Raw genomic sequence first — 13,709 nt, 5'->3', positions numbered from 1 at the left:
CAAGATCAGGCGCTCGGCGCACCCCAACCATTTCGGGTTCGCCGAGGTCGTGATCACTGCAATCTCTCCTCTCACACGATGCCCAGGCGCCGCCAAGTTGGGCGAGCACCAGATTCACAGTCTTGGCCTCACCTTCAACAGCTTGGCCCCGAGCCGCTCCGCCGCTAGCCTACGCTGCGCTTAATCGTCCAGCACGCGGCGACGCGGCTTGTCGGGAAGCTGTGCTGGTAGCAGATATCAAGGGTGTTGCTGTCGCGGATCGTGAATGTGTACTGGCCGTCATCGTCCGACATGACGCCGGAGCGGTTGTCGGGGCTGATCGCGCCGATCAGCGTCTCCGAGAACGTGCCCGCCCCGGATGTTCCGGCGAAGACGTTACCCTTCTGCTCGGTGATCGAATAAGTGAACTCGATCAGGGTGGTCGAGAAGTTCGGGCCGGCCTTCTCGACCTGAATCTCCGGAATAAGAGAACAGAGCCGGTAATTAACACGGCGCGGTGGGACTGAAGCACCGTCCAGGTAGAGTGGGCACTGGAACGGACAACGATTACGGATTGATTTGAAAGGCTTCGAGTTTTGGCGGATTTCCATCAGTAGTGAACGCCCCCTCGTAGGGGCCTGCCTGGGTGTGGGCCACACACTCGATTGTCGAGCCCTTGATGGTTGGGTCGCCGAAGCGGCAGAAACCCACTGCGGCATCCTCCTGGCCCTGTTCTTCGGGGGCGCCAGTCGTCGCAGCCAGGATGACCGTCTCGATGGCCTGGACAACAATGTCCGAACCTTGTTCAACCCGGCGGGAGCCATTGCCGGAGAACGAAAGTATTGTACTCTCGGTCATAAACCAATACGTGCTCACCCCAGTGCTGTAGTTCATGTTCACCAGGATGGGCTTGCAGCCATCCATCGCAAGCCCGGCATGAACCAGCCTGGAGCATTCACCGGAGACAGTGACCATCTGGACGATCTTATTGGGTTCGTCGTTCTCATCCGACGTTGCTTGTGGAACAACATCCGCGCCAAGAGGGGCAGCGAGGAAGAGTGCAATAGCAAGAGACAGCCTCATGGCATGCCTCCATCTTAGCCCCATTTCATTATAGGCCTGCCTGCCCCGTGCTGTCGATCTAGAACGGCACAGCAAATGTCCGAGATCAGGAGGGCATGTTCCTCCTATGCTATCCAGCCTTGGCCGCCAAATCGCCTATTCATGCAACAAAGCGTCCTGGATCTCTATGGCCTATCCCGACCGGAAATCGGCCAGTAGCAAGCCCAAGTAGAGCTGGTAAGCAGCAAGCGGTTCCGGAACATCGGAGAGAGCGAAGGGTTGGTTTTAGGATACCCGTCAAGGCCCAGATCATGGCTCGCACGCTGGTCCTGCTCGCCACAGCTCTGCCGCTGTTGACCGCCGCAGCCGCGGAGCCGGATTATAGGATAGCGCGGCAAAAAATGGTCGATACAATCGAGGGGTTCGCCACCCGTCTCGCCGCTGCCCTGGGTACCGGCGGCCTCACTCCATCCGTCCTGGCTATCATGCGGCAGGTGCCACGGCACGAGTTCGTGCCCGCAGAGGTCCGAGCTGCCGCCTATGACAACCGGCCCCTGCCGATCGGCTATGGCCAGACAATCTCACAGCCTTACATCGTTGCCCTCATGACCGGCCTTGTGAGGTCGGACAAGGACGATGTTGTTCTCGAGGTCGGGACCGGCTCCGGCTATCAGGCTGCAGTGCTGTCGCCGCTGGTCAGCCGCGTCTACTCGATCGAGATCGTGGAGGCGCTGGCCAAGCGGGCAACGGAACGATTGGCTACGCTGGGCTACGGCAATGTGACGGTGCGGCACGGCGACGGCTATCATGGCTGGCCCGAACACAGCCCCTTCGATGCAATCATTGTGACCGCAGCCGCAAGCCATATTCCACCGCCGCTCGTCAGGCAACTCAAGCCGGGGGGCCGCATGGTCATTCCGGTCGGGCCACCCTTCATGGCTCAGAACCTGATGCTGGTTGAGAAAGACACCCGGGAGCAAGTGCATACTCGCACACTCGTGCCCGTCCAGTTCGTCCCGCTGACTGGCGGTAATCGCTAGGGCCATGGCACTCTTGATTGCCATCGGCATTCTCGCAGGCGCTGCCCTCGCATACGAGATCCTGCTGGCGCGCCTGTTCTCAATCCTGCTCTGGCACCATTTCGCCTACATGATGATCAGCGTGGCGCTGCTCGGGATTGGCGCCAGCGGCACGGCCCTGGCCTTCGCGCGAGGAGCGCGCACCTCATCATCCTTTGGCTTCGGCTTCACCGGCTGCGCCGTGCTGTTCGCGATCTCCACTGTCGGAGGCTTTGCACTCGCACAGCGGGTGCCGTTCAATCCGCTCGAGGTGATCTGGGATGTCCACCAGCAGCTTCATCTGGCGCGGATTTACCTGTTGCTGGCTCTGCCCTTTTTTGCCTCCGGTGCCGCGATTGGGCTGGCTTTCATTCACTACAGCGATCGGATTGCCACGATCTACCGCGCGGACCTGCTCGGCGCCGGTGCCGGTGCGCTGCTGACTGTCGCCCTGCTGTACGTGCTCCCGCCGCAGGAATGCCTGCGGATCATTGGCGGCCTGGGCTTCGTTGCGGCGACACTTGCCGCTTTGGACAGTGGCGCTCGCCGTTCGGCTGCCGCGTTGGCTGCTCTTGCGGTGATCTCAACGGTCGCTTGGCCGTCTTCGTGGCTGCAGCTACAGCCATCACCGTACAAGGGCTTGAGCGTAGCCTTGACAGCACCGGATGCCCGTGTCCTGGCACAGCGGTCTAATCCACTGGGGCTGCTGACAGTGGTCGAGAGCCCGGTTGTTCCATTTCGCTATGCTCCCGGGCTCAGCCTCAGCGCCATGTCGGAGCCGCCCATGCAGTTGGGTGTCTTCACGGATGCCGAAGCGCCGACGTTCATCACCCGCTCTACGGGGGACAAGAGTGCGCTCGAATTTCTCGATCAGCAGACCACAGCGCTCCCGTACCACCTCCTCAAGGCGCCACGCACGCTCATCCTGGGAGCGGGAGGGGGCGCCGACGTGCTGAATGCTCTGTACCATGACGCAGCACGCATCGACGCGCTTGAGCTCAACCCAGATCTGGTCGACCTGGTGCGTGGGCCATTCTCGGCTTTCGCCGGAGGGATCTATCAGCGCGAGGGTGTCACGGTGCACATCGCCGAGGCACGCAGCTTCGTGGAGGCGAGCAGGCAGCGTTGGGATTTGATCCAGCTGGCACTTCTCGATTCCTTCACGGCGGCGGCGGCAGGTGTTCAGGCTCTTGGGGAAAGTCCACTCTACACGGTGGAGGCGCTTCAGGCTTATTACGGGCATCTCGCCCCTGGCGGGCTGCTGGCCATCACGCGCTGGCTGCTCGCGCCGCCCCGCGATGCCATAAAACTGTTCGCCACCGCCGCTGTGGCTCTCGAGCAAAGGGGTGTCTCATCCCCCGGCGCTCAGCTGGCGATGATCCATAGCTGGAACACGGCAACACTCTTGATGAAGAATGGGCCCTTCAATGCCGCCGATATTGCCGCGATCCGAGCTTTCGCCGTAGCCCGTTCCTTCGACGTGGCTTGGTATCCGGGTATGGCCGAGGCAGAGGCGAACCGCTTCAACCAAGTGGCCGAACCCTACCTGTACCGCGCCGCCGTGGCGGTGCTTGGCCCGGCACGGGAGCGTTTTCTGAACGACTACAGGTTCTACATCGTGCCGGCAACCGATGACCGGCCCTACTTTTTCCGCTCGTTCAAATGGGCATTGCTGCCCGAGCTTTTGGCCCAACGCGCGCAAGGTGGGCTGACCCAAGTGGATGCGGGGTATTTGGTCTTGCTCGCCACACTCCTGCAATCAGCGATCGCGAGCTTGGTCCTCATCCTGTTGCCGCTGGCGGTGTTGCGCGCCAAACACTCGAATCGCAAGCCTGGAGCCGTGGCACGGTGGCAGGTCGTGCTTTACTTTTCGGCTCTTGGCTTTGGGTTCATGTTTATCGAAATCAGCTTCATCCAGCGCTTTACATTGTTCCTTGGTCATCCCCTAGCGGCGATAGCAGTGGTGTTGGCGGCCTTCCTGGTCTTCGCTGGTCTTGGGAGTGGCATCGCGGCACCCCTCGCTTCGCGAAGACAGGCGGTCATTGTGATTGCTGTGGTAGGCATCATCGCGTTCGCCGGGATCTATCTGATTGGATTGCCTGTTCTGCTGCCGAGCCTTGTCAGCTTGCCCGCTCCACTCAAAACAGCAATAGCCCTTGTCTTGATCGCACCACTGGGCTTCGCGATGGGTCTCCCGTTCCCACTTGGCTTGGAGCGGATATCCGCAGAGGCCCCTGACCTGGTGCCATGGGCTTGGGGCATCAATGGCTGTGCCTCAGTGGTCGGGGCTGTCCTTGCGAGTATCCTTGCGATGCATATCGGTCTAACTCTCGTCGTCTGTTTGGCCCTCGCGCTCTATGCTGTTGCGGCACTGACGCTCATGACCGAAACACCTCGAACTCTCAAAGAGACTTTGTCAGGCTCTGATGCCCCAGGAGCCACGTAGGGGCAACACAACCTACAGCAGGACGACAGGCAAGTCCCTCACTTATGCAGGACGGGTTCCGACCGCTCCGCACCTCAGCCACGGATTTCGCGCAGGAGGATAATCTCGATCAGTCCGCTTAGGGTAAATCCCTGTCCGTTTTCGGTCGTCGGCTTAGATCTGTTAGATGCGACAGAACCTGCCATGCCCTTGCTTAAGATCTTCGATCTCAGGAAGAGCTCTCGCACACCTCAGGGGCTGCTGACGGTGCTCAAGGGAGTCAACCTGACGCTTGAACCCGGGTCCAGCGTGGCCCTGATGGGCCAATCCGGGAGCGGAAACAGCACCCTCTTGCATCTGGTTGCCGGCCTCGACGATGCCGACAGCGGTGAGATCTGGCTCCGTGCAATCCCTTGCGTCGACCAATATCGCCACGCCCGCATCGTATCAGTGATAAGGAGCTGCCTGACTAAAGATCAAACACCAGTCGAACTCTTCCGTAGTGCGATCATGAAGCTCGGCGTATCGTGTCTGCTTGATCCAGGTTCCTGCGAGGGACGATCACCATGACCGAGGATCGGGCCGATCGGCAATATGAGTTTTACCCCCAGCAGTACACACGCTTTGGAAGCGATATCTCGGCCGAGATCCGGCGCGAGGTCTATGGAGAGGACCTAGGTCAACTGGGGTGGCGGACCCTTGACGAACAGGCCCAAATCGCTGAGCTGTGCAGTCGTTCCAGCCCCTGCCACGTCCTCGATGTCGCCTGCGGATCCGGCGGGCCCTCGCTCGCGCTTGTCGCCTCGACCGGCTGCACACTGACCGGCATTGACATCGAAGCCTCCGCCATTGCACAAGCCCAGCGTCTCGCATCAGAGCGCGGCTTCTCTGAAAAAGCCCGCTTTCTCACGCTCGACTGTCGGAACGCGCTGCCCTTCGAGAATGACGCGTTTGATGTCGTAGTCTGCATTGATGCAGTGCTTCATCTTGGGGATCGGTTCGCAATCCTAGCCGATTGGTCGCGATTGCTGCGGCCTGGAGGCCTATTGCTCTTCACCGATGCCGCCGTTCTGACCGGAGCTATCTCAAAGGACGAATTTGAGATTCGAGCATCACAAGGGGGCTTTCTGCTTGTGCCACCGGGATTAAATGAAACCGCAGTGGCGGCGGCCGGTCTCGTCCTGCAACGCTGTGACGATCGGACTCGAGCCACCGCGGATCTTGCAACCCGGTTGCATGTGGCGCGGGAAAGGCGCTCCTCCGAGTTAGCAAAGACAGAGGGCTTAGAATGGTTTTCGCAACGCCAGAACTTCCTCGCGGTGACGGCTGAGCTGGCATCCAGCAGCCGGCTATCGCGATTTTTCTACATCGTCGAAAAGCCTGCCATCGCACATGTGTGAACTGTCCTCGCCTACCTCCAGAGTGCTGTGAACCGCGTTGTCGGCCATTGCAGCATCTGCATCCGGGACAGACGCTCTCATCAACCCGGGTGTCGCTGAACATCCTGAAGTGAGAGTCCAGCTTTTGGAGCAGGAGCAGACATCTTGGCGTGAAACTCCGTGATCTCGGAGGCTCAGGTTAACTGTTAATGTGAGATACGTTCAGGAACACCCCTCCCCTGCCCCGTTCGTTAGAGAAACACTTGCGACTACCGAAGCACGTTTGCGGACGGCGCTCATGCCCACTCCAAATGCAAGCAACGTTCGCGCTGCGATCTTACGTTAAATGCTCAACGCCAACGAAAATCTCACATTAAATGCTTGAGCCTTTATCTCGGCCCAACAATTAAGCCACTTAAATCATTGAATCTGCTGTCTCAGGCCAAAATGCTCAGTGACACCCGCATAGTCGCGCATAAACCGCCGATGCCGGTGCGGGTAGCGCTGGCCAACAAGATAGCCTGGTTCGTCTGGGTCCGACGGCAAGAGGTGGAATCTGTTAGGCTCCGGCCGCGGCGGGGTAAGCCCTCGCGGCTATGGGGCTGTTGAGGCGTGAGAAGATCACAGGAGAGAGATGGCGCAACGGTCACCGAGACGGGATCAGAAAAACCAGCTTTGTGACGAGCGCCTTCGCATGGCTCCGAATTGGACCTGATCCGCGAACTCCCATCCGGGCCCGCGGCGTATGAACGGCCGAAGTAGAGGCCGCACACGTCAGCCCTGACCACGCGCTGCATCAAACCTGAAGATTCGTCTTGCGTTTTACCGGGCGTCCACACAGGTCGCAAATTCGCATTTTACTTGTCAATACTAGCCGGTCCACGCTGGCCGGATGCTGTAGAAGCAATGGCTTAGCGTCGCTGTTATCACGCAAAATGACGCCGAAAAATGCCTATACTTCGAGGTTGCGACAGATGGGGTAATCGGCTTCGCGCCACACCCCGCCGGACTGTCGGGAGGTGCTGCGCTTCAGGCTGATGGTACAACGTGGTCTGGGTAGGACCAGCCACAAGCATCGGTGGGAGAAGCGCAGCATGAAGCATTATGCCGGCCTCGACGTCTCGGTCAAAGAGACTTCTTTGTGCATTCTGGACGAGACGGGCAAGGTCTGTCGCGAACTGAAGGTGACCAGCCATCCAGACGACCTGGCGCAGCTGCTCCGGGATCCAGCCTGGCGGCTCGAGCGGGTCGGGCTCGAAGCCGGTCCGCTGTCCCAATGGCTCTACAGCGGGCTGGCCATGGCCGGGCTGCCGGTCATTTGCATTGAGACGCGTCACACCAAGGCGTTCCTGAAGGCGCAGGTGAACAAGACCGACCGCAACGGTGCGCGCGGCATCGCTCAGATGATGCGTGTCAACCTGTTCCGGCCCGTTCATGTGACGACGCTCACCAGCCAGAACAGACGCGCCCTGCTGACAGCTCGCAAGTTATTGCAGGAAAAAGCCATTGCCATCGAGAACGACATCCGCGGTCTGCTGCGCAACTTTGGGCTCAAGGTCGGGATCATTGGCAAGGTCAGGTTCGAGGACCGGATCCGGGAGCTCGTGGCGGGACTACCGGAGCTGGCCGAGATCATGGCTTGCCTCCTCGAAGCCCGTCAGAGCCTGCGGGAGCGCTTCGCCATCCTGCATCGCAAAGTGTTGGTGACCGTCCGGGACGATGACGTCTGCCGGCGCCTGATGACCATCCCCGGTGTCGGTCCTGTGGTATCGCTGGCCTTCAGCGCCACGATCGACATTCCGGCGCGGTTCAAGACTTCCAAGGCAGTCGGCCCCGCTCTGGGGCTCACGCCGGTTCTCAACCAGTCCGGCGAGAGCAATCGGATCGGACGCGTCTCTCTGTGCGGCGACGCCATGATGCGAGCGCTACTCTATGAGGCAGCTCAGGTGCTGCTGACCCGGGTGCAGAAATGGTCCTGGCTGAAGGCCTGGGCCGTGAATGTGGCCCGACGGCGCGGCCTGCAAAAGGCCATCGTGGCTCTGGCGCGTCGCTTGGCTGTGATCATGCACCGCCTCTGGAGCGACGGCACCGAGTTCCGCTGGACCAGGGAGAGTGCCACGGCGACCGCCTGATCACTCACCAGAACAGCCTGTCACAAGAACAGAAGGATAACCGAGGTCCGCCAGCCGGTGGAGAGATGTCCCTTGCGGGACGATGGATGAGGTGAGTTCGCTAGGGTTCTTGTGTCGGTCGCGCCTGGCGCGATCAGAACGCGCGACAGATTGGGCTGCCTCATTCTTCTGATCCCATACTGGGAGAGCCCGAGAGCTGATCCCGAAGTGAAGCAAGGACCCGCGAGTGACGTCAAACATCGGGAATGTCGAAGGCCTGAAAGCGCTTGACCTCAAACCGCCGAATAGAGAAGAACCCTTAAAACATCAGAGGGAGTCGAGCGCCTGCTCGACATCATCGAGAAGATCCTCGACAGTCTCCAGACCAACCGACAGCCGCAGTAGCCCATCGCTGATCCCGTGTTTAGCGCGGTCCTCGGGGCTATAGATGGCATGGGTCATGCTCGCGGGGTGCTGAACCAAGGTCTCGCAATCACCGAGACTGACGGCTCGGATGACCAGCCGCAACTTGTTCATGAACGCTAAACCTAGTTCCATCCCGCCGTCGAGTTCGAATGCGATTAGTCCGCCAGACTTAGACATTTGCTGTCGCGCGAGATCATATTGCGGAAACGATTCAAGACCAGGGTAGGAGACGGTCGCTACCTTGCCATGACCTTCGAGCCGCTTGGCAATTTGGAGAGCCGAATCCGAGTGGCGCTCCATGCGCAGAAAGAAAGCAGTTAAACGGTGACAGCGTAGCGCCGGTAATCCAACGCAGACCCGTTGAACGTACGCGCGCGATCATTTCCTTCGTACTAACGACTACACCGCCGATCAGGTCTCCATGACCTCCGAGATACTTGGTCGCGGAATGGATAACAGTATCTGCACCGAGCTCGATAGGCCGCTGCAAAACAGGGGTCGCGAAGGTATTGTCAACGACCACTGTAGCGTCAACGCTGTGGCCAATCTTGGCAATCTCAGCAATGTCTATGACACGAAGGTTCGGGTTAGCGGGTGTCTCGAAGAATATCGCCTTTGTTCTGCCTGTTAGTGCAGCCTGCAATGCTTCGGGCGTTGTGAAATCCGCAACACACACCTTGATCCCGAAGCGTGGCAGGGCTTGGGTAAAGTAAGCGAAGGTGTTTCCATAAAGCGTGTGATCAACAACGACCTCGTCGCCATTGTCCAATAGGGTCAACATGACGCTTGATATGGCGGCCATACCTGAGCCTGTGGTCATGCCTGCCTCGGCGCCTTCGAGACTGGCCATTCGCTCCTCAAGGATGGTTTGGGTTGGATTGCGCGTGCGGCCGTAAATATAGCCAGGTCGCTCACCCTTGAACATTTCAGCCCCAGCTTCAGCGGATTCAAATGCGTAGGTCGAGGTCATATAGATGGGCGGCGTGAGAGCACCCTGCTCGGTCTGGGGATCGTAACCCAGATGGATTGCACGAGTGGCTAGCCCGTGAGGGCGATTGCGGCGCTGCGGTTGGTTCATGGGAATTCCTATCGTTTCCTCATTGTGATTATGGGCTGCCGGAAGCATCTGTCTTCGTGTGGCAAAACCATTTACAACGCTCTCAGAAAGGCACCGTTGCATTAAACCCGGCCGTATAATGCGGGGCGGATTGTCAAGGAGCCGCTTCTATGTCGCTTCTCAAGCGCTGCCGCGTTCCGGTCGAGATCATCCTGCTGTGCCTCCGCTGGTACTGCAAGTACGGCATCAGCTATCGCGACCTGGCGGAGATGGCCTCCTGTTGCACGGATGAGCAAGTTGGTAACCGGAGCTGGTTAGCGCAGAGGCCTGTTCGCCGTCTGAGCCAAGATCCGCCGTGCCGTTCAAAGCCAATGCTCCTCGCCGTCACCGCATTCTGGAGCAGCGGCACTGGATCACGAATTGGGCGGGGTATGACGCGGCCCTGCGCCAGCGCGGAATCCTCACGGTCTGGTCCTCAGAGGAGGCGATTGCCGTCCGGCGCGCCGAACCCCGCCAAACGCCCGGTGGTCAGCCGCATTACTCTGCCCTGGCGATCAGGACGCTGCTCATTGCACAGCTCCTGAACCAGCCAATGCTCCCAACGACGGCTCATGAGAATACCGCATCTGGCTGAGATCACGAACCGTCTGCACCGTAGGTTACGGCTTCCCGCCCCCAAGGTTAGATTGTTCGTCCTGCTGGATTGCTCGTCAGGGGCGTTCTGGCTTGATCGATCCAGTGGCCGCTTGATCCGCCTTGGGGATCACGCGCCAGATTGATCCGCCCGTGTCATCCACCACAAACAGGGTGCCGTCGGGTGCAAGGGCCACATCGGCCGGGCGGCCCCACACCAGGGCGCGATCGTCTCCTTCTGTCCAGAAGCCGGTCATGAAGTTGTCGTACCAGCCGACCGGGCGGCCCTGCTCAAACTTCACCCGCACCACCTTGTAGCCCGTGGGCTTGGAGCGGTTCCACGATCCCTTGAGCGCAATGATGGCATCGCCCCGGTAGTCTGGCGGCACCCGCTCGCCGGTCAGGAACACGAAGTCCATGGCCGCAGAATGCCCCTCGAACAGCAGATCAGGAGCGATCGAGGCTGAGACCTTGTCGGGCGCCATGGCGGCAAAGCCGGGCTGAGGATGATTGCCCGTGTAAGCGTAGGGCCAACCGTAGAAGCCCCCCTCCTGGACCCGGATCAGGTAATCCGGCACCAGCTCATCGCCGAAGCCGTCGCGCTCCTGCACTGTGGCCCAGAGCTCTCCGGTCTCGGGATGGAAGGCCAAGCCCACCGGATTGCGCACACCCGATGCGATCGTCGTCTGCTCCTTGCCGTCCGCCGAGAACCTCTGGATCGTCGCCTTGGGCTCAGGCTCGACACCCAGATTGCCGGCTGAGCCGACGCCGGCATAAAGCTGGCCGTTCGGGCCGATCTCGAGATCCCGGTTGGCGTGCCCCTGAACAACCCCGAACACGCCACGGGCGGTGATGAGTTTCTGGCCATCCATGACCGGATTGGGCTTGCGCTGTTCCGGTGGCACATCAGCCGCACGGCGTGGTTGCGATCCTTGGCTGCGAATGGCCCCATCCTGGTAAGTCAAGCTCCAGATGCCCTCTTGGTCGGCAACCAGCAACTCACCCCTTCGATGAGCTATACCGTTGGGCTTGTTGAACCCGGCCGCAAAGCGCTCGATCCATTCGGCGCGTCCATTCTGGTCGGCATCGCGCAGAATGAAAATGGTGCCGGACCCCTGGCTCACAACGGCAAGATCGCCGTTGGGGAGCACGAGGGCCTGACGCGGGTTGTCGAGCTTGTCAGCAAAGAGCGACACCTCGAAGGCGTCTGGTACAACAGGTGTTTTATTCTCCCGGTCCAGGATCAGAGGAGAATTGCGGACAATTGGGCCCTCAAAGGGCTTCGGGAGCTGATCCGCCTTGATCTCGAAGCGTTGGCCGATGGCTTGATCGGAGCCGGGACTCATGGTCTGGACCTGAGCAAGGGCTGAGGCCGACACAATCAGGAGCAAGACGGCAGAAAGCGGAGTGCTGCGCATGCGAAATCTCCCGGGCAGGTCCGCTTTCGAAAAGCAGATGCGAACGACTCTGTTCCGGCTTGACGGGCCCTGGCGCATCACAAACGTGTGCTTGTCTGGGGTTGTGTCCGTCTCTGACAGCTAGAGCGATCAAGCCGAGCCAACAGTCGTCCTGTCCATATGAGGAACACTCGCTGCCGATCGACACATTGCCATGGAACAGATCTACGGATGGCTCCATTGCATTAACCTTGGCAGTGTAACGGTGGGCGGCTATATGAGGAGCCGTCCTGTTGTCTCTGTTCAAGCGCCGTCGTTTTCCGGTCGAGATCATCCTGCTGTGCGTGCGCTGGTACTGCAAGTACGCGATCAGCTATCGCGATCTGGCCGAAATGATGCAGGAGCGCGGTGTCAACGTTGACCCATCCACGATTTTTCGCTGGGTGCAACGCTATGCCCCGGAGATCGAGAAGCGGGTGCGCCGATATCAGGGCTCCCGGTCGGGATCCTGGCGGATGGATGAGAACTACGTGCGGGTCGGCGGAAGATGGAAGTACCTGTTCAGGGCTGTCGACAAGCACGGACAGCTGATCGACTTCATGCTGTCGGATCGCCGCAACACCCGAGCGGCTTACCGCTTCCTGCGCAAAGCTCTAAAGACGATGAGCGACTATCCTCCTGAGTCGATCACGACTGACAAGCTGGCGTCCTATCCCAAAGCCTTCCGGCGCCTGCAGACCGAAGGACTGCTGCCCAAAGAGGTCGTGCATCGGACATCGAAATACTTGAACAACATCATCGAGGCGGATCATGGAGCGCTCAAGCGTGTGATCCGGCCGACCCGCGGCTTCCAGAGCATGAAAACAGGCTATGCCACCATCAAAGGCTTTGAGGTGATGCGAATGATCCGCCGTGGGCATTGCATTCTGCAACAACCAGGAGTGGCAGGCGAAGTCCGTCTCATCAACCAGATCTTCGGTCTTACTGCTTGAAGAATGCGTGCGGGCTGGTTCGTCATGCCCTCTCTATGTTACTGCAACGGAGCCGTTCGATGCGGCGGCTCGGCAATCGCCCGTGAGAGGCACCCCGTCCGTGCAGCGATGGCGTCGCTCTGATCCTCAAGGATGACGGAACCAGCAGCCAAGATCAGGCCTTGTGAATACAGTCGTTATGAACGCCTGATCTTTCTGCTGATCGGGTCGTCTTGGTGGACAGATATGCTGTGGGTTATTCTTCTCCTTGGCGCCGCTGGGATGGCCGGAGGCTACGCGGCCGAACGGGCCATCATCCCGAAACTCCAGTATCGTCCCGGGACACCCAATGAGGTCGTCGAAACCTGTCGGCAGGCCGCCATTGCGGCAGCCAGCACCCACGCAAGCGAGATGAGCGCGCAGGTGACGCGCGTGGATGCGACCAGCGCCGGCGAAATACGCCGCACCCGAAGCGGTCTGCGGGCACCGGTGGAGGTTGGGATTGTCTACTCCCGCCCGGGCGGGCGCGAAGCCCGCCAGGGCGTCATCGAATGCCGGGTTGACCGGCGCGGGCAGGCGACTATCGCGGATCTTGCAGCCGCAGCACGCTAGGCAGCTCTTGCACACGTGCGACCGGTGCCGCTGACTGGCGCGAAGCCTGGTTGGTCCGCACAACACGTTGCTGCGCAGCCGCTGTCGCTGTTCTCCGCACTGAGCCGGTCGCCGCTGGTGGCGCAGGGCGCACGCTCTCGCGACGAGCCGCGGGTGATGCTGTGGTCGCGGGGTGTTGCTGCGGCGGGGCTTTCGTCGCGGCGCTTGGCACAGGGTTCGCGGGGTTGGCGCTGGCTGCCTCCTGCTTCAGGCGCATGACTTCGGCCTCGGCCGCATCGCGCGCCTTGCGGGCGGCGTCCAGCTCGGAACGGGCCGTAGCCGCCTCCGCACGCGTCCTCACGAGTTCCTCGAACAGGTTGCCGCGCACGCGGTTGAGCCGGGCGATCTCGTCTTCGGGAGACCCAACAGCGCCGGTGATCGAGACGATGCTAAGGCCGACGGCCGTCACAACGGCATAGCCGGCAGAGAGCAGGATCTGTTTGGGTTGGGAACGTGCCATCGGAGGCCCTCCCGCTGGTATCCTCACGGCCCGATGCTGACCGGGCGGCGATCCTGCTCTTCTGGCCCACGGTCAGGTAGACCCGCAGAAGGACTAACCC

Annotated in this window: 11 protein-coding genes and 3 pseudogenes; 9 read left to right on the top strand and 5 right to left on the bottom strand. The window is 60.4% G+C overall.

Translation table 11 applies throughout. The features are described from left to right. Positions 1–164: 164 nt before the first annotated feature. Positions 165–590: a hypothetical protein gene (locus BB934_RS37770; RefSeq protein ID WP_099514826.1), complete on the bottom strand. Its 426-nt coding sequence runs from the start codon at positions 588–590 to the stop codon at positions 165–167. Beyond that, entirely contained in the window at positions 547–1,062 is a 516-nt protein-coding gene (locus BB934_RS37765; RefSeq protein WP_099514825.1) for a hypothetical protein, read from the bottom strand. The genes BB934_RS37770 and BB934_RS37765 overlap by 44 nt, the downstream gene beginning before the upstream one ends. Before the next feature lie 290 nt (positions 1,063–1,352). Here BB934_RS37765 and BB934_RS37760 point away from each other — a divergent pair, with 290 nt between their 5' ends. The 5 genes and pseudogenes from BB934_RS37760 to BB934_RS37740 all read left to right on the top strand — a co-directional run bounded on the left by BB934_RS37760 (position 1,353) and on the right by BB934_RS37740 (position 8,035). Further along, positions 1,353–2,081 carry a protein-L-isoaspartate(D-aspartate) O-methyltransferase gene (locus BB934_RS37760; protein WP_099514824.1) on the top strand — a complete coding sequence of 243 codons (729 nt, stop codon included), beginning with the start codon at positions 1,353–1,355 and terminating at the stop codon, positions 2,079–2,081. Positions 2,082–2,193: 112 nt separating this feature from the next. Then, a complete protein-coding gene (locus tag BB934_RS37755) occupies positions 2,194–4,545 on the top strand; it encodes a spermidine synthase (protein ID WP_335645658.1) in 2,352 nt (783 codons plus the stop codon). 183 nt (positions 4,546–4,728) lie between these two features. Next, positions 4,729–4,938 (top strand): annotated as a pseudogene (locus BB934_RS50475) (ATP-binding cassette domain-containing protein); the annotation flags it as partial. A gap of 152 nt (positions 4,939–5,090) precedes the next feature. Next, the gene (locus BB934_RS37745) at positions 5,091–5,924 is read left to right on the top strand and encodes an SAM-dependent methyltransferase (protein ID WP_099514823.1); all 834 of its coding nucleotides are present in this window, start codon (positions 5,091–5,093) and stop codon (positions 5,922–5,924) included. Positions 5,925–6,997: 1,073 nt separating this feature from the next. Then, the gene (locus BB934_RS37740; protein ID WP_099514822.1) at positions 6,998–8,035 is read left to right on the top strand and encodes an IS110 family RNA-guided transposase; all 1,038 of its coding nucleotides are present in this window, start codon (positions 6,998–7,000) and stop codon (positions 8,033–8,035) included. 306 nt (positions 8,036–8,341) lie between these two features. On the opposite strand, the pseudogene BB934_RS37735 reads toward BB934_RS37740, so the two are convergent. Next, positions 8,342–9,518: pseudogene (locus BB934_RS37735) on the bottom strand (trans-sulfuration enzyme family protein). Between the two features lie 149 nt (positions 9,519–9,667). Here BB934_RS37735 and BB934_RS49745 point away from each other — a divergent pair. Continuing rightward, positions 9,668–9,775, top strand: a pseudogene (locus BB934_RS49745) (IS6 family transposase); the annotation flags it as partial. 77 nt (positions 9,776–9,852) lie between these two features. Then, positions 9,853–10,131, top strand: a complete 279-nt coding sequence (locus BB934_RS37725) for a hypothetical protein (protein ID WP_237050637.1) — start codon at positions 9,853–9,855, stop codon at positions 10,129–10,131. Positions 10,132–10,207: 76 nt separating this feature from the next. Here the strand turns inward: BB934_RS37725 and BB934_RS37720 are convergent, their stop codons facing one another. Beyond that, complete coding sequence (locus tag BB934_RS37720; RefSeq protein ID WP_157934569.1) at positions 10,208–11,548, bottom strand: PQQ-dependent sugar dehydrogenase; 1,341 nt, start codon at positions 11,546–11,548, stop codon at positions 10,208–10,210. Positions 11,549–11,820: 272 nt separating this feature from the next. On the opposite strand from BB934_RS37720, the gene BB934_RS37715 reads away from it, so the two are divergent. After that, positions 11,821–12,519, top strand: a complete 699-nt coding sequence (locus BB934_RS37715; protein WP_099514820.1) for an IS6 family transposase — start codon at positions 11,821–11,823, stop codon at positions 12,517–12,519. 225 nt (positions 12,520–12,744) lie between these two features. After that, complete coding sequence (locus tag BB934_RS37710) at positions 12,745–13,110, top strand: hypothetical protein (RefSeq protein WP_157934568.1); 366 nt, start codon at positions 12,745–12,747, stop codon at positions 13,108–13,110. Here the strand turns inward: BB934_RS37710 and BB934_RS37705 are convergent. Next, a complete protein-coding gene (locus BB934_RS37705; protein WP_099514818.1) occupies positions 13,079–13,609 on the bottom strand; it encodes a hypothetical protein in 531 nt (176 codons plus the stop codon). The two genes, BB934_RS37710 and BB934_RS37705, sit on opposite strands and share 32 nt — an antisense overlap. Between the last annotated feature and the right edge of the window lie 100 nt (positions 13,610–13,709).

The sequence above is a fragment of the Microvirga ossetica genome, from assembly GCF_002741015.1.
In the GTDB taxonomy this organism is placed as follows: Bacteria; Pseudomonadota; Alphaproteobacteria; order Rhizobiales; family Beijerinckiaceae; genus Microvirga; species Microvirga ossetica.
This window is presented reverse-complemented; position numbering and strand designations above follow the sequence as displayed.